General features: G+C 38.0%; 14 protein-coding genes. 1 reads left to right on the top strand and 13 read right to left on the bottom strand.

Features of this window, described 5'->3' with window-relative positions; genetic code table 11:
* Positions 1-19: 19 nt before the first annotated feature.
* The 8 genes from OPU68_RS01065 to OPU68_RS01030 all read right to left on the bottom strand — a co-directional run bounded on the left by OPU68_RS01065 (position 20) and on the right by OPU68_RS01030 (position 9,564).
* The gene (locus OPU68_RS01065; RefSeq protein WP_498472103.1) at positions 20-346 is read right to left on the bottom strand and encodes an SUF system Fe-S cluster assembly protein; all 327 of its coding nucleotides are present in this window, start codon (positions 344-346) and stop codon (positions 20-22) included.
* Position 347: 1 nt separating this feature from the next.
* Positions 348-1,043: a 3'-5' exonuclease gene (locus OPU68_RS01060; RefSeq protein WP_498472102.1), complete on the bottom strand. Its 696-nt coding sequence runs from the start codon at positions 1,041-1,043 to the stop codon at positions 348-350.
* A gap of 79 nt (positions 1,044-1,122) precedes the next feature.
* Complete coding sequence (locus tag OPU68_RS01055; protein ID WP_498472101.1) at positions 1,123-2,457, bottom strand: quinol:cytochrome C oxidoreductase; 1,335 nt, start codon at positions 2,455-2,457, stop codon at positions 1,123-1,125.
* 12 nt (positions 2,458-2,469) lie between these two features.
* Entirely contained in the window at positions 2,470-3,213 is a 744-nt protein-coding gene (locus OPU68_RS01050) for a c-type cytochrome (protein WP_498472100.1), read from the bottom strand.
* Complete coding sequence (locus tag OPU68_RS01045; protein ID WP_498472099.1) at positions 3,206-3,727, bottom strand: DUF3341 domain-containing protein; 522 nt, start codon at positions 3,725-3,727, stop codon at positions 3,206-3,208. The genes OPU68_RS01050 and OPU68_RS01045 overlap by 8 nt, the downstream gene beginning before the upstream one ends.
* A complete protein-coding gene (gene nrfD / locus OPU68_RS01040; RefSeq protein ID WP_498472098.1) occupies positions 3,714-5,111 on the bottom strand; it encodes an NrfD/PsrC family molybdoenzyme membrane anchor subunit in 1,398 nt (465 codons plus the stop codon). The genes OPU68_RS01045 and nrfD overlap by 14 nt, the downstream gene beginning before the upstream one ends.
* A gap of 7 nt (positions 5,112-5,118) precedes the next feature.
* Positions 5,119-8,172 carry a TAT-variant-translocated molybdopterin oxidoreductase gene (locus OPU68_RS01035; protein WP_498472096.1) on the bottom strand — a complete coding sequence of 1,018 codons (3,054 nt, stop codon included), beginning with the start codon at positions 8,170-8,172 and terminating at the stop codon, positions 5,119-5,121.
* 21 nt (positions 8,173-8,193) lie between these two features.
* Positions 8,194-9,564 carry a c-type cytochrome gene (locus OPU68_RS01030; RefSeq protein WP_498472094.1) on the bottom strand — a complete coding sequence of 457 codons (1,371 nt, stop codon included), beginning with the start codon at positions 9,562-9,564 and terminating at the stop codon, positions 8,194-8,196.
* A 188-nt stretch (positions 9,565-9,752) separates the two neighbouring features.
* Here OPU68_RS01030 and OPU68_RS01025 point away from each other — a divergent pair, with 188 nt between their 5' ends.
* Positions 9,753-10,262 (top strand): SPOR domain-containing protein, encoded by a 510-nt coding sequence (locus tag OPU68_RS01025; protein ID WP_498472093.1) that lies wholly within the window; start codon positions 9,753-9,755, stop codon positions 10,260-10,262.
* Positions 10,263-10,310: 48 nt separating this feature from the next.
* Here OPU68_RS01025 and OPU68_RS01020 read toward each other — a convergent pair whose 3' ends face one another.
* From OPU68_RS01020 to OPU68_RS01000, 5 genes are all read right to left on the bottom strand, one after another.
* Positions 10,311-11,588, bottom strand: a complete 1,278-nt coding sequence (locus OPU68_RS01020; protein WP_498472092.1) for a DUF6080 domain-containing protein — start codon at positions 11,586-11,588, stop codon at positions 10,311-10,313.
* Positions 11,589-11,740: 152 nt separating this feature from the next.
* Positions 11,741-13,282, bottom strand: a complete 1,542-nt coding sequence (locus tag OPU68_RS01015; RefSeq protein WP_498472091.1) for a protein adenylyltransferase SelO — start codon at positions 13,280-13,282, stop codon at positions 11,741-11,743.
* Positions 13,283-13,322: 40 nt separating this feature from the next.
* Positions 13,323-15,680 carry a penicillin-binding protein 1A gene (locus OPU68_RS01010; RefSeq protein ID WP_498472090.1) on the bottom strand — a complete coding sequence of 786 codons (2,358 nt, stop codon included), beginning with the start codon at positions 15,678-15,680 and terminating at the stop codon, positions 13,323-13,325.
* A 7-nt stretch (positions 15,681-15,687) separates the two neighbouring features.
* The gene (locus tag OPU68_RS01005; protein WP_498472088.1) at positions 15,688-16,158 is read right to left on the bottom strand and encodes a gliding motility lipoprotein GldH; all 471 of its coding nucleotides are present in this window, start codon (positions 16,156-16,158) and stop codon (positions 15,688-15,690) included.
* Positions 16,142-17,608: a PSP1 domain-containing protein gene (locus OPU68_RS01000; RefSeq protein WP_498472087.1), complete on the bottom strand. Its 1,467-nt coding sequence runs from the start codon at positions 17,606-17,608 to the stop codon at positions 16,142-16,144. The genes OPU68_RS01005 and OPU68_RS01000 overlap by 17 nt, the downstream gene beginning before the upstream one ends.
* Positions 17,609-17,689: the final 81 nt, after the last annotated feature.

Here is a 17,689-nt window from a genome sequence, read left to right as displayed (position 1 = left end):
CAAATTGCAGGATTTATTTTTATAACATACCAAGCTCAAACTTGGCTTCTTCACTCATCATTTCTTTGGTCCAGGTCGGTTCAAAGGTCAATTCTATTTTAGCAGATTTTACGCCTTCTACACCCCGTACTTTATCCTCAACTTCTACAGGTAATGTTTCTGCAACCGGACAATTAGGAGATGTCAATGTCATTGTAACCAAAACGTCTGCTTCTTCTGAGATCTGAACGTCGTAAACCAGTCCCAGTTCATAAATATCAACGGGGATTTCCGGGTCATAAACGGATTTCAGTTCCTTAATTATTTCTTCGCCTATATCTGCAATTTGATCGTCTGTAAGTTTCATTTTAATCTAATCTTTTTAATAAATCTTCCTGACGCATACGCCGGAAAATGTTTGCCAAAGTTAAGACATCTTTTTCACAATAATGAATGATTCTGTCTATATCACGGTCTTTGTAGTATATATCGGCAACCATACTTCCATCGATATCATCTTTTGGTGTTGGAATTCCGAAGATGTGAGCCAGTAATTCCAGCGAAACATAACTTTTCCAATCTCCGAATTTCCAAAGCTCCATTGTATCGATGTGAGGAATTTCCCAAGGTTTCTTTCCAAACATTTGAAATGGTGTTGGCGGTTGAATGCCGTGGACCAAAAGTCTTCTGGCTATGTATGGAAAATCGAATTCTTTACCATTATGTGCGCAAAGAATCACATTGTTCATCCTGGGAGAATTAAATAATTCACAAAATTCAATTAGTAAGTTTTTCTCTTCTCCAGAGAATGTTTTGATCTTTAGTTTTCCGGAATTCGTATCAATCATCCCAATCGATATGCAAATGATCATTCCAAATTCTGCCATTATTCCAGCTCGCTGTTCGTAGAAATCCGAAGCTTCTATTTCTTCTTTTCTTTGAGGTTTGGTTTTCTTATCCCAGAGATATTGTGTATTTGGATCTAAACTATTCCAAGAGTCAATTTGTGGAACGGTTTCAATATCGATAAAGAGAATATTTTCTATTGGAAGTTTATGAATCATTTGTTTTTTTATGTTTCCTTAAAATTAATAAAAAAACCCAACATCTCTGCTGGGTTTATACTGATTGTTCTAAAATGAATTAGAATGGATATTCGTAAATCTCTGATTCGTGGAAGAACGGATTTCCTGTCGGCATCAATTTTAGTTTGGATAATGCTGTCATTACAGCAAAAACAAATAGACCAACTACAAAAATAAATGAACCTAATACCAACAATGCCATTGGAAGATTGTTCCAGTAAGGACCTACTGTCCCAGGCATTACCATATTGAAATAATCTACAGCGTGACCAAAGATAACCAGGCAAGCCATAAATGTCACCACTTTATAATTTCTCTTGATGCTGCTGCTCACTAAAACCAATAGCGGCACTAAGAAGTTGATAACAAGCATTGGTAAGAAAACTGGTTTATAGTATTCAAATCTACCAAAGAAATAATTAATCTCTTCCGGTACGTTAGCATACCAATATAACATAAATTGACAGAACCACAGATAACTCCATAGCAAGCTTGTTGCAAAAAGGAATTTACCCAAATCATGAAGATGATTGTTATTAAATTGAGGATAAACACCTTTTTTCTTAATATAAACACTTACCAAAATGATACAGGCAACTGCAGTTGATAAACAGCTAACCATAGAATACCATATGTAAAGTGTAGAATACCAATGTGGATCTATAGACATCAACCAATCCCAAGCCCATGCAGCAGATGCAAATCCGAAGAATGCGATGTAACCTACGTTCCAGCTGTAAAGGCTAGCATAGATTTTTCTGTCTCCTTTGTTTTCATCTACTTTTTTGGAAAGGCTTTTAAGTTTCCAAACAAAGAATGATGCTCCTAAAGTATAGATCAAAGTTCTGATAAAATAGAAAGGGATATTAAGAAATCTTGATTTTTCATATAAAATAACATCAAATTCCGGTGAATTTGGATCTGTAAGTTCGGGATCCATCCAGTGGAATATATGTCCAACTCCGGTGATATTAAGAATCGTAAGAATAATTAAAAGTGCTCCTCCATACGGTATGAAAGACGCAACAGCTTCCATCACTCTTGTTACAATAATAGACCAACCTGCGTGAGCAGCGTGCTGAATACTGTAGAAGAACAATGCACAACAGCTAATTCCAAAAAAGAATACGGCAAATGTATGAATTGCTGCCAAAGGCTGATTGTGGATCTGATGTTTTGCATGCTCCAGATGAGCACCGTGATCCTGTGGTCCTACTAATTCACTGGAATGAGAAGGAGCCTCGTGACCTTTTGAATGAACAGACTCCATCCAATGAGAAATTGTAGCATCATCCAATCCATGGTTAAGAGCATAACCAATCCCGAATAAAACAACTCCTACAACAATGAGTATGATAGAATACAATTTTAATTTAGGTGAAAAACTATACATTTTTTTCTTTTTTTATTTAGCATTGGTTTTAGCTTCCGGTGCAGTTGCAGTAGAAGTTTTTTCAGTCGTAGCGTTAGCAGCTGGTGTCGCAGTTGCTACCGGAGCTGGAGCAGCAGTTCCTGCTGTCGGTGCTTTGAAGGTATTATAAACATACAAAGCTACTCTCCATCTATCTCCTACGTTAAGTTGTCCTGCATAAGAACCCATCGCGTTTCTACCATTAGTCAAAACATAATGTACAGAACCTATCGTAATGTCTCTATCTGCGTAATTTGGAACACCTGCATAGGCACCGCTTTTCACAATTGGTCCTTGCCCGTCTCCAGCAGTTCCGTGACAAGCAGAACAAGTATGATCAAATAAGATCTTTCCTCTCGCCAAATCCTTTTCAAGATTTTCAGGTTTCAGAGGCGAAGTAGTTATTAGTTTTGCAGCATCATAGCCAGCATTGTATTCGTCTACATTTTTTGGTAATGTCTCCTCACTTATGACTCCGTCTCTGTTTTGTGGTACAGTACCTTCTACAGGAGAAAGCCCTGTTGCCCCATTTCTGGAAACAAATGCAGGAATTTCATTTTCGTGATCGGAATAAGCATCCTTAGCCTTCATCAAAGGATCATAAGCCACAGGAAAATACATATCCGGAAAATATACCAAAGGCGGGTTATCTTTAGGTCCACCGCAAGAATTCAGTAAAACAGTAGTTAAACCAAAGATTGCCGTAATTTTTAATATACTATTCTTCATCTTAAGCATCTTTAACTGTTATTTCTTCAACACCTGTATCTATCAACAGTTGTTTTATCGTTTCAACATCGTCAGAAACAAACTCTATCATAAATTTGTCATCTGTAGTTCTTGGATCCGGATTCTGAGGTTTTGCACCAGGATACATTTTATTTCTTACAAGAAAAGTAAGAGACATCAGGTGAGCTGCACAGAAAACCATTAATTCAAACATTGGATCAATGAACGCAGGAAAATTATGCAACCAGTCAAATGATGGTTTCCCACCAATATTTTGTGGCCAGTCGTGGTTCATAATCCAAGCAGTCAAGGTAATACCAATCGTAATACCGTAACAAGCATAAATAAATGCAGCGTCCGAGATTCTGGTTTTCTTCAGTCCAAGTGCTTTGTCTAGTCCGTGAACAGGAAACGGTGTATACACTTCGTTTATACTGATTCCTTTATCCGTAAAGGCTTTCACGCCGTGCATCAAATCATCGTCGTCGCCGTAAAGTCCATATATAATTTTAGTGGTGCTCATCTCCTTCTTTTGCTTTATAAGTTTCACCGGAAATTTTCAAAATACTTTTCAATTCTGCTTGTGCAATGACAGGGAATGTTCTTGCATACAATAAGAATAATACTGAGAAGAAACCAATCGTTCCAAGATATACTCCAACGTCAATAATTGTTGGTTTAAACATTGTCCAAGATGATGGTAAATAATCTCTTGACAAGTTGATAACGATAATATCAAAACGCTCAAACCACATTCCGATATTAATGATCAATGCAATTACAAATGTCCAGAATATATTCGTTCTAACTTTTTTGAACCAGAATGCTGCAGGCACTACAAGATTACAGATAATCAATGCCCAGAATGCCCACCAGTAAGGACCAGTTGCTGCTCCTGGAGATAGATATGTAAAATCTTCAAATCTTGATCCGGAATACCAACCGATAAAATATTCAGTGGCATAAGCAACAGTTACCATTCCACCTGTTACTACGATTACGATGTTCATAATTTCGATATGGTACAAAGTGATATAGTCTTCTAGGTGACAAACTTTTCTAGCAACTAACAGTAATGTCTGTACCATCGCAAATCCTGAGAAGATAGCTCCTGCTACGAAATATGGTGGATATATGGTTGAGTGCCAACCTTTGATCACCGATGTAGCAAAGTCAAATGATACCGTGGTGTGTACCGAGAATACAAGTGGTGTTGCCAAACCTGCTAAAACCAAAGATAACTCTTCGAATCTCTGCCAGTGTTTTGCTTTTCCACCCCAGCCGAAGGCAAGGATTGTATAAATCTTTTTATTAAAAGGCGTTTTCGCTCTATCTCGGATCATTGCAAAGTCAGGAATCAATCCCATAAACCAGAATACCACTGATACAGAGAAATAAGTAGAAATCGCAAATACGTCCCAAAGCAATGGTGAGTTGAAATTAACCCAAAGAGAACCAAATTGGTTTGGCAAAGGGAAAACCCAATATCCAACCCAAACTCTACCCATGTGAATCACCGGGAAGATAGCCGCCTGGCAAACTGCGAAGATCGTCATTGCTTCTGCAGAACGGTTAACGGACATTCTCCATCTTTGTCTGAATAATAATAGTACGGCAGAGATCAATGTTCCTGCGTGACCGATACCTACCCACCAAACGAAATTGGTAATATCCCAACCCCAGTTAATGGTTCTGTTTAGTCCCCAGGCACCGATACCTGTTCCGATGGTGTATGCAATACAACCAAATCCGTAAACAAACAGAATTAAAGCGGCATACAATGATGCCCACCATAATTTCCCTGCGCGTTCTTCGATAGGTCTTGCGATATCCTCTGTGATATCGTGATAAGTCTTGTGACCAATAATTAAAGGTTCCCTTATCGGAGCTTCGTAATGTCCTGACATTTTTTACCTATTTATTATTTAAACTTTCTTTTCTGTTTCTGATTTTTGTATGATAGAAAACGTTTGGTTTTGTACCAATCTCCTCCAGCAATACATATTTTCTATTCCCGTTGAATAGACTTCTAACTTCGGAAGCTACGTCATTCATATCTCCAAATTTAAGAGATCCTGTAGAACAAGCTTTGGAACAAGCCGTCTGGAATTCTCCGTCTGCAATTCTTCTACCGTCTTTTTTAGCTTCAAGAATTGTAGTCTGAGTCATTTGGATACACATAGAACATTTCTCCATCACCCCTCTTGTTCTTGTAACAACATCAGGATTAAGAACCATTCTTCCAAGGTCATTATTCATATTGAAGTCAAACTTGTCATTCAATGCGTAATTGAACCAGTTGAATCTTCTCACTTTATAAGGACAGTTATTTGCACAATATCTTGTACCAATACATCTGTTGTAAGCCATTTGGTTTTGACCCTGTTTTCCGTGCGATGTTGCAGCAACAGGACAAACAGTCTCACAAGGTGCGTGGTTACAGTGCTGACACATTACCGGTTGGAAGATCACATCAGGATTATCTGCCGGATGGTTCAAAATACCTTCTGTGAAAGGGCCACCATAAAGTTGAGCGGCATTTAGACCTCTGTCGATCTGCTCTTTAGTTTCGATTTTCTCGATTGCAGAGTAGTAACGGTCGATTCTTAACCAATACATATCTCTCGACATTCTGATCTCTTCTTTACCTACAACAGCAACGTTGTTTTCTGCCTGACAAGCTACGACACAAGCACCACAACCAGTACAAGAGTTAAGATCTACTGACAAATTGAAGTGAGGACCATCTGTATCATCATAAGAATCCCAAAGGTCAACTTTCCCTATTGGAAGTTCACCTCCAATCGTGTGCATTGCCAAAGGCTTATTCCATTCGTCTACAGGTTTGTTGATGAAATCATCTAAAGAAACTTCTTTAGCAATCTCGTAACGTCCCATCAATGTATTTTGAAGCTGCATTCCTGCAAACTCGTAGTCTTCTCCGGTTTTCTCAATTTTTACATTAGTAAGAACTGTGTTGTAACCATCAAAAATTGGATAAGCATTAATACCCGTATTAGCAACTTTACCTGAATCTTTTTTACCATAACCCAAAGCCAGACCCAAAGATCCTTCCGCTTGTCCAGGCTGAATGAAAACAGGAACATCTTTCAATGTCACACCATTTACAGTCAGGTTAACCAAATCTCCGTCCAGCTGCATTCTTGCATTAAGGCTATTTTCAAGACCCATAGCTTCTGCATCTTTCGGAGAAATTGTCAAATAATTATCCCAAGACAATCTTGAAATTGGATCCGGAAGCTCCATCAACCAAGGGTTATTGGACTGTGTTCCGTCACCAATTGCTGGTTTGGTATAAAGTTGTAATTCTAATTGAGCAGGTTTGAAAGCTGATAATTCAGCAACAGCCTGAGCTGCGTTTCCGCCTGCGTAAGTCAATCCAGTTGAAAGACCGCCAGTTGAAAATCCGTTATAAAGGGTCTTATTGAAAGATTTCCCTTCATTCAGCGTTAAAGCATTTGCTTTAAGATAATCGTAATAATTGTTAGCAGGACTGTTTTTGCCATTTATCCAAACCAAAAGAGATTCCTCTAATTGTCTTGATTTGTAGATCTTTTGGATCGTTGGCTGCATCAATGAGTATGCACCAGTTTCCGGCGTGATATCTCCCCAGGACTCCAACCAATGTGCGAAAGGAATCACAGCTTTTGCAGCTTTGTACATTTCATTTTTCTTATCTGTAATAGCTACAGAATAAGGAACTTTAGAAATCGCAGCTTTAAGAGATTCTCCTTTTGCGTGAGAATAGATTGGGTTGATATTATTGGTGATGAGAACACCTACCTGACCGCCATTCAACCAAGATAAAAATTCGTTGAATCTAGCGTTGTCGTATTCTTTAAGGAAATTAGCTTTACCTGTAAAAGCTGTAGATCCTAATTTTTGATTAATTAAATGAGCTAAAACGTAAGCCGCTTTTGAACCATCAGCCAATACAACAGCGTTGCTGCCTTTTGCCTGAAGTTCTTTTACGATTTCAGAAGCCGCTTTGTCAGCAGTTCCGCCGTTCAGTCCGTTATAAACTTCCACCAAAGTTTTGAAAACAGCACTTGGCTTTAATCTAAATCTTGAATCGGCATTAGCGCCTGTCAAACTTAAATTAGACTCCACCTGAATGTGTCTCAACATTTCCGGTCCTGGTTTTCTTGCCGCAGCATAAGAAACTTCTAAGCTGGATGCGTTGTAATCTCCTAAGAAATCTGCGTTGAAAGAAACCACTAACTGAGATTTGCTGAGATCATAAACCGGCAAAGCTCTCTGGCCGAAAACTTCCTGAGCTGCGTCTAGTGCTGCAGCGTAAGGAATTGCATCGTAAGTGATAAGTTCTGCAGAAGGATATTTAGTTTTAAAGTCTCCAAACAATTTCTTGAAAGTTGGACTTGGATAAGAGTGGGACAAAACCACAATCTTCTTACCGCTTGCCTGAGATTCTGCTAAACCTTTCAGTATAAAATCATCAACTTTATTAAAATCGGTTTGCTCATCTCCATTCAGAGCAGGCATTTTCACTTTATCATTATCATAAAGAGAAAGTACACTTGCCTGTGCTCTCGCGTTGGTAGTTCCCAGAGAACCCGCAACAGGATTTGGTTCAATTTTGATTGGCCGCCCTTCTCTCGTTTTTACTAAAACACTTGAGAAATCGTAGCCATCGAAATATGAAGAGGCAAAATAATTTGGAATCCCCGGAATGATGTCATGTGGCTTTACCACATAAGGAATCGTTTTGATAACCGGTGCTTCACAAGCTGCCAATGTAACGGCAGCCGTAGAGAAACCTAATAATTTAAGAAAATCTCTACGAGAAGTCCCTGAATTATTATCAGCATCTCCCAAGAATTCATCTACCGGAATTTCATTCTGAAACTCTTTCAGCGCCAATTTCCCGTTAAGGCTTGGATCTTTTAGTTCGTGAATACTTCTGAATTGTATTTTATTTGAAGCCATTTATACTTCTAATTTATATTATTAATAATGACATTTACCACACTCAAGACCTCCAATTGCATCTACAGTGATTTTGGATCCTTCACCATATTGTTTTTTCAACTTATCGTGCAGATTTTTGAAGTACTCTTTATTGTAACCGTTGTTCATATCTACTTCTGTAGTTCTGTGACATTCTATACACCAACCCATTGTGAAGTTGTTTGCCATCTGAACGACGTTCATTGTATCAATTTTTCCGTGACAAGCTTTACATACGACATCAATTTTGTTGGCTGCATCTTTCTGCTTGGCGTTGAATCCAGTGATGATTGCCTGCTCTCCTGCAACAACGTGCTGAGCGTGATTGAAGTAAACAAAATCCGGCATATTGTGGATTCTTGTCCACTCAACAGGTTCTGTTTTACCTGTGTAAGCCTGTTTGTCAGCATCCCAACCTACGTGTTGATATATTTTTTGAATCTCACCTGTGTAGAACTCTCTGTCTTTTCCTGGCTCAAGATATTTTCCTTTGTACTCGGAAATAGAACGGTGACAGTTCATACAAACGTTAAGAGAAGGAATCTCAGAGACTTTACCGTATTTTGCACTTGAGTGACACAGCTGACAGTCGATTTTATTTTCGCCTGCGTGGATTTTGTGAGAGAAATAAATTGGCTGCTCAGGAGCGTATCCTTTGTAAACACCAATCCACATCAACCAGTTCCAAACGCCATAAACTGCGAATAAAGCCAACAAACCAATAAGTCCTTTTCCTACGTAGCTGTATTTCTCATACATCGCCGAATAAGAAACGACTCTTGTAGAATTAAGATCTGATAATTCCGGGGTCTGCTGTAATTTAACTAATTGACGAATTTTGATCAACAACCAGAATAATAAACCTGCAATAGCAATCAATGCTGCGATCACGATTTTAGAATTAAGCTGTTGTGCTTTTTGAGCTTCGATAGCTGCTGTACTGTCAACAGCACCTGCTGCCGATTTGTCGTCAGCTGCCGGCTCTTCTTTCGGCGGATTAGTCGTGTATTCCAAGATATCATCGATATCCTGATCAGAAAGTTTCCCTTCGAATACCTGCATCGCAACTTTTCCATTTTCTTCATAGATCTTGTTTGCGTATGCATCGCCTGACGCTCTCAGTTTCTCATTATTCGTGATCCACTTATGAAGCCAGTCAACATCCTGACCATCTTTTTTGACTTTCTCAACAACACCGCCAAGTGCAGGCCCTACAACTTTTTTGTCCAAAGCGTGACAAGCTGTACAGTTCGCTTTGAAAAGCTCCTGTCCTTTTTTCGGATCGCCTTGTGCATAAACGGAAGCGCCGGTTGACAACAATAAACTAATTGCTATCAGACCCTTTTTGTAATGCTTTCTCCAACTAATCATTTATATAATCTTGGGTTAGTAAATTCTATTGACTGTTACATTCAATTCCGCAAAAATAGTACTTTAACAAAAATTAAGAAGACCTTATCGTATGGTTTTTCTCAATTCTAATTAATTTGTAACAGTTCTAAATAACCAGGTTTGCGTTTCATTCAATTTATTTTAAATTTGCTGAAAATAAATATTAAATGAACAATCTGCTTAAGCTTTTCATACTCGTTACCGTGTTTTCTTTTTACCAAATTGATGCTCAGTACATTGTGAAGAAAGACACCATCTCCGGAACTGAGCTTTCCTTCTCTCTAGATGAACGTATAAATGATGCTTTGGAAAAGGTGAAAGGCAATTGCAACCGGTTTTCTGACAATCCTGTGAAAACACCTCCAAAAATTTTAGTTGCCAATAGAGAGCTTACAAATGCTGAGATCTGCAGGAAAAACCCTAAAATAATGGGTTTCAAAATCCAGGTTGTTGTGGTCAAAAGTAATGAGGAGGCTACTAGAATCAGTTCGGAATTCAGAAATAACTTCAGAAATCTGAAAGTTGAGAAAGATGCTTCACTCAGACCAAATTACAAGATTTTGGCTGGAAGTTATTTTTCCAAACAAAGCGCTTCTGATGATCTTCGTAATATCAAAAGAGTCTATCCAACGGCAACTGTCATTCCTTACGCTGTATTCTGCGTAGAAGCGAAATAAATTAAAATTAAATAATAGAAAAATGCCTTCAGATATTGAAGGCATTTTTTATTTGTAGTAAGTTTCCAGAAATTGATAAAACTCCGTCAATCGATAAAAATTATTGAACCCAAGATAAACTGTCAGAATTAGCAATATTCCGTACAAAAATGTCAATGGTAATTTACTTTCTTTAAGACTGAAAAACAGCCAGCCAATCAGCAAAGGATAAACGAAAACAAAATGTCCACCGTAAATGTACGACGTGTGAAGCCCGAATTTCAGAACACAATGGATCATAATATCAACCAAAAATGAAATTACCAAAATCCAGACAAGCTTGTTTATGAAGTTCCTGAAAAGGCTCCAAATGACCATTAATAGTATAATTCCTATGAAAATATAAGGAACGACAGATGAATAAACATCCATAAACAAAGCTTTGTAATAGAAGGTTTTGTCCTTGTTGTGATAATCTCTGATTTCATAATTGGAAAACAGAATATTGCCGCCGAAAAACCAGGAACAGATCATATCCCAAAGCGGCGTCAGTTTAGGTTTTGAGAATTTGTCGTATTGCTCTTCGGTTTTGGTAAAAAAATTCTGAATGTTAAAATCAAGTCTTAATAAAAATAAAAAGATAAAAACGCCAGCAGAAACAGCAATTTTCGAAACCGCAACTCCGATCTTCTTCCAGTTCCAGAAGATTTTATTCTCAAACAAAAACGGAATGTAGACTTTGACAATATTCGTGATTGTCAAACCGCCGATAAAAACCGAACCAAAGATCGTAGCTGCAAATGAAACAGGTTTCTCTTCATTGATTTTCTTCGCTGAATAATAATTGAATATCGATAAGAAAAGCAAAGTGTACGTGTAAGTTTCCGGTGTGAAACTCAACAGAATATTGGTCACAAACAAACCGTAAAAAAAGAGAATTAATAAACTGATTTTCAGCGGAAGTTGAATGATATTATTAAGATATTTGAAAATCTGAATATTGGCTAAACTGATAATTGAAGTAGAAAGCAATGCCAAAACCAATCTGAAAGTTGAATTATAATGGTTTCCTGAAATCCACATTGCAAGATCCCGAATCACATCAAAGAAATAGTTTGAAAGTGGATGCCGCTCAAAACCACCGCCAGTCTGCACAATCGCTCTGTTATCAAAACTAAAATAGCCGTCCCACGGAATTCTGTCATCATAGATAATACTGAAATTTTCAGCAATGAACCACGCATTTGCGCCGTATGCAATCACGAAAAACAGAAAGATAAAACCTTCGGTTTTGGTGGATGGGAAAACGATCTTTAGGAAGGATAAAAATTTGTTCAGGAGTTTCAAACTTGAGATATTTTTGCAAAAATAGAGTTAAAACTTAAATCTGGAAATCTATTTTGAACCAAAAAGGCTCGCCGATGAGCCAAAAAGGGTGGTTTTCCAAGCAATTAGGCTGGTTTTAAAATTTGAGAGAATCGAATTAATATAAATAACTACTAAGAACTACAAGACAACTGACTACTCCCCGTCTGATTATCATACTTTGAAGGTCGTTTTTTATTGAATTCCGGATACAGGTTTTCGTAAGAATTTTCTAGAGCTTTTTTCAGCTTGAAGAACATCTCATAATTCCCATTTTCTGCATCCTGAATTGCTTCGAACAAAAGATAATTTCTGAGAATGAATTTCGGATTTGTTTTGGACATTAATTCCAGAGACTCGGTTTCTAAAATATTATTTTTAAGTTTTCTTGCCTGATATTTTTCGATGAAATATGATAATTTTTTTAAATCAATTTCAGTCAGATTTCGGTAAAAAGAATCTTTGAAATCATCTCTTTTAATATGAGAAATTTGTTTTTCAAGCTGTTGGAAAAATAAAGAGTAATCCAAATTCAAATCCTGCATCATCTGCTGCCATTCTGTGAAAAAGCGTTCATCTTCTGCCAAAACCTCATCGAAACCAAATTTGTCTGCCAACATCCTGTCGTGTTTTACCCAAAATTGTTTCCTGAAATCATCTAAAATTTTTTCTAAAATATCAGCATCATTGATCAAAGGAAAAATGGCATTCGCCAAAGTCGCCAAGTTCCAATGTGAAATCTGGCCTTGTTTCCCAAAAGCATATCGCCTTCCCGGCAAATCTGTGGTGTTTGGTGTAAATTCCAAATCATAACCATCCATCATAGAATACGGTCCGTAATCTATCGTCAATCCAAGAATCGACATATTATCGGTATTCATCACACCGTGAACGAAACCGACGCGATACCAATCAATAATCATTTTTAAAGTTCTGTCGCAAATTGCCTGAAACCAATCGATATATTTACTTGGATTATTTTCTGAAGAAACTTCGGGGAAGAAATTTTCAATTGTGTAGTCAGCTAATTGCTTTAATAAATCCTCTTGTTTTCTGGCAGACAACAATTCGAAATGACCAAAACGAAGAAATGATTCTGCCGTTCTCACGACAACTGCACCTTGCTCCTTTTGCGGATTCCCGGAATACTGAATATCTCTGATTACATCTTCGCCCGTTTTTGAAAGGCTCAAAGCTCTGGTTGTTGGAACGCCGAGATGAAACATTGCTTCGCTCATCAGATATTCCCGGATTGATGATCGTAAAACCGCTCTACCATCAGCACTTCTTGAGTATGGTGTTGCTCCTGCTCCTTTCCATTGGATTTCTGTTTGTTTGCTTCCATTGGGGATTTCGCCTGCATAAATTGCCCTTCCGTCGCCCAATTGTCCTGCCCAATTTCCAAATTGATGCCCGGCATAAGCGGTGGCATAAGTTTCTACATTTTCCGGAAGATTCTGTGCTGCGAGGAAATCTTTATCCAATTGACTTTCAATTCTTCCAAGACCTATTTCCTCTGCAAGATTTTCATTAAAATCAATTAATACTGTTCTTTCAAAATCAGCAGGTTTCACAATGCAAAACATCACATCCGACGTTTGTCTCTGCATTGTATTTCCTGAGAAATCTCCGGGAAAGAGTTTCGTGAATTTCTGAGTAATTTGATTGAGTTTCATATTTACAAAAAACCCACATCAGAAATGTGGGTTATATTTTTTATTTATTAAAATCTATATCTTCTCCGGAATTAAGAGCTTCGTTGGAACGGTCTTCTTTTTTCACCGGTTTTTCGGGTACGATTTGTGTCGGATTTTTGAGCTCGTCTATTGACTGCAATCCGCCATCATCGCCGTATCCATTTCTAAGGTTATTAAGATCCGAACAACTACCTGTCCAGTTCGCAGGTTTTATAAACTTATCATCTGTAAGGATATTCAAAGCTTTGTCTGCAAATACTTTTTTCATAAAAATTGCCCAGATCGGAAGTCCCATTTTTGCTCCCTGTCCTTCTCCTGTACTCCAGAAGTGGGTTGCTCTGTCTTCCCATCCTACCCAGACTCCGGTTGCAAGTTTCGGAACAATTCCCATAAACCAACCGTCTGAGTTGTTCTGCGTGGTTCCTGTTTTACCTGCTATCTCTACAGTTGCCGGAATTCCGCGTCTTCTCAACTCGCCGGAAGCGGTTCCGAATTCTGCTACACCTTTCATCAGATCGATCATTGTGTAGGCATACATCTCGTTCATCACCTCTTTTACGACTGGTTTTACTTCTTTGATCACACGTCCGTTGGCATCTTCAATTCTCCAGATCATTTCAGGTTTTGTGTAATTCCCGAAATTAGCGAAAGTACTGTAAGCACCCAACATTTCATAAATCGTAATATCTGAAGTTCCCAATGCCATGGGCAAACTGGTGGAAATATCGGTTGTTACCCCAAGATCTCTTGCGGTTTGTATGACGTTTTGCGTTCCAGACATCTCTGCCAAACGTAACGCTACGGGGTTTTGAGATTGAGCTAACGCATTTTTAAGTGTCAGCATTCCGCCTCTTCCCGGAACGTGGTAAGTTCCTTTATTAAAACTTGCGTTGGAAACCGTAGAACATGGCGTCATCCCAAGATGCATAATGGCCGTGGCATAAACAAAAGGTTTGAAGGTAGATCCTACCTGACGTTTCCCTTGTTTCACATGATCGTACTGGAAATGCTGCCAGTTGATACCGCCGACCCAAGCTTTGATATCACCTGTCGCAGGTTCCATAGACATCAGTCCGGCCTGTGCAATCTGCTTGTGATAACGGATAGAATCCCAAGGCGACATCTCTACTTCCTCCTCACCTTGCCAGGTAAATCTTGACATTTTCACAGGTTTGTGGAAATCCAGCATAATAGAATCCTCAGACATTCCTTCGGCCTTCAGCTGTTTGTATCTGCCTGTTCTTCGTACAGAAGACATCATCAGCTTATTAATATCAGGTTTTGAAAGGAAATAATACGGTCTGTTTGAATTACGTCTCATTTCGCCATCAAAACTTCTCTGAAGATCTGTCAAATGTTCTTTGATTGCCTCTTCAGCATATTTTTGCATTCTTGAATCTAACGTTACATAAATCTTTAATCCATTTTTGTAAAGATTCAGCTCTTTTCCTGTTTCCTTTTCGTAAGTTTCAAGATATTGTTGAATTTCTTTTCTCAGATAAAATTTATAATACGATGAGAATCCATCCTCTACTGTTTCTATTTCATGGAAATCTACAACAATTGGTGTGGAAAAAGCTTTTTCATAAGTAGAATTATCGATGTATCCAGTTTCCAGCATTTGTTTCAAGACTACATCTCTTCTCACTTTTGCCTTTTCCGGATTTCTGTAAGGATTATTTCTCCTCGGCGCTTCCAACATTGCAACAAAAGTGGCCGCTTCCGGCAAAGTCAATTGATTGACAGATTTATTAAAATAAACCCTGGATGCCATTTCGATTCCTTTCGCATTGAAGAGGAAATCCATTTTGTTGAAGTATAATGCAATTATTTCCTCTTTGGTATAGCGTTTTTCTAGACTTACGGCAACGCTCCATTCCTTCAGTTTCTGAAAAATTCTTTCTATCCTGTTTTGAGAAGCATTCCCGGTAAACAATAATTTGGCAAGCTGCTGCGTAATGGTAGAACCTCCGCCTCTTTCGCCTCCGTATCTGATGGCTCTGGCAATAGACTTGAGATCTATTCCGGAATGTTCCTTGAAACGCTCATCCTCTTTTGCCTGCAATGCATACACCAAATATGGCGGTAACTGCTTGTAAGTCACCGGTTTGGTCTTTTCTTTTTCAAATTTTCCTAATAGAACATTGTCTGATGAGTATATCTCTGATGCAACGTAGATATCAGGATTTTCCAATTCCTTTACGTCCGGCATATCACCCACAAATCCTTGGGAAACGGCAAAAAACAATCCGGAAATTCCTAAAACTACAGCGAAAAATCCAATCCAAATGATCTTAATCCATTTTTTGATTCCGGATTTTGCTTTTTTCTTGTCTGGCAGAGGAAAAGTTTTATGTTCAGTTTTCTTATTTTCCATTAATAAATTATGGCTTTAAGTTTTGAATTTTAATTCCTATATCTTCTATTCCCGGCAAAACATTCTTCCTCATTGCCTGAATCACTTTGAAAGAATATTTACCGTTTTGCGGAAATTTATAATTGAGTTTATATTGAAAAACAATCTCTTTCGTATCTCCGAAACCTGTTCCTATCCATTCTCCATTTGGTTTTGCTAACACAAAATTAAGCGTATCGGTTGAGATCTTTTTTTTATTATTTTCAAGACTCGCGATCAGCCGGAGATTACTGTACGGATAATCATTATTATTCCGAACGACTATCATTAGATTCTTCTGATTCTGAGCATCTTTAATATCAAAATCAAATGTTTGAACGTCATTCTTTTTCCACTGATTATTGATGTCGTTTACCAAAACTTTTTCATTTTCGTTTTGACAGGATATCACGGATAAAAATAATATAAAAATAACAATCGATCTAAGCATTACCTTCATTTTTCGGCGGAAATTTCTTTTTCGGTTTTTTGAACGGTTTTTTGTGCGTTTTATTTTCCGCAGGCTGACCATCTGTAGTCTGAACATTCGGCGCAGCTACTTTATTTTCTACTGGTCTTTGTTCGTTTGGACGATTCCTGTTATCCGTTTGTCTTGGATTTTTATTGCCAGAACCTTGATTATTAGTCGACTGAACTTTTAATTCCGCAGTTTTATTTTCTACCGGCTTTTGATCATTCGGACGGTTTCTGTTGTCCACCTGTCTTGGATTTTTATTTTCCGATTGTGGTCTTGCAGTTCTGTTTTCCTGTTGTTTAGGATTTCTGTCCCTGTTGCTATTGTTGTTCGGTCTTGGTTTTCTATTTTTCTTTTCGAATCGGTCAACGCTGTTTTCCTGAATCAAATCAGAAGTAACCATACGATTTTCAATGACTTTGACGTCTTCCAGAGCCTTAGATTTCTCGCCTTTTTTATTGATGGCAATCATCTTTTGAACTTCATAGATATCGATATCGTACCAAGCCATCGAGTTTTCCACATACGCAAACCACATTTTCTTTTTGAAAACATCGATTTTGATACAGAATGCTCTTCCTTTTTCCGTATTCAGCACTGTACTGGATGATGGGAAATCTCTCAAAACATCGAGGTACGTATCCAATTCATAATTAAGACAACATTTCAGTTTACCACATTGTCCTGCTAATTTCTGAGGATTGATGCTCAACTGCTGGTATCTCGCTGCATTGGTATTTACAGAACGGAAATCCGTAAGCCAGGTAGAACAACAAAGTTCACGACCACAAGATCCAATACCACCAACTTTTGCAGATTCCTGACGGAATCCGATTTGCTTCATATCAATCTTAGTCCGGAAAGTTGACGCATATTCTTTAATTAATACACGGAAATCTATTCGATTATCTGCTGTGTAATAAAAAGTTACTTTTGATCCATCTCCCTGATATTCAACATCTGTGATCTTCATTTCGAGGTTGAGACCGTAAGCAATTTTACGGGCATCAACTTTGATGGCATTTTCCTTATTTCTAAGATCTTGCCAGGTTTCTACATCCTTTTGATTTGCAAGGCGATAGACTTTTTGTATGCTATCTTCGTGTACATTTTTCTTCTTCATCTGGATCTTCACGAGTTCCCCAGAAAGACTTACTACACCTATATCGTGACCCGGGCTGGATTCTACAGCAATGATACTTCCTATATGTAAAGGCAGGTTGTTGACGTTTCTATAATATAATTTACGTTCATTTTTAAAACGAACTTCCACATATTCTGAACTTTTTGAACCCGAAGGATTAACATCGGAAAGCCAGTCAAAAACACTTAATTTATAACTATTGCCACAAGTATCTACACTACTGCACCCACTGGCACTCTTCGTACCGCAAGAGTGGGAAGAATCGCCGGATGTTTTGCATCCACAACTCATATTTTATTTTTTTTATGTCTGATTGCAAAGTTAATATAAATTTTATTTAAGCTTGACGAATATATTTTTTAAAAATACTTT

The sequence above is a fragment of the Chryseobacterium sp. TB1-D10 genome, from assembly GCF_059803555.1.
The sequence above is the reverse complement of the archived record's forward strand: the minus strand, read 5'-3'. Positions and strand labels throughout refer to the sequence as shown.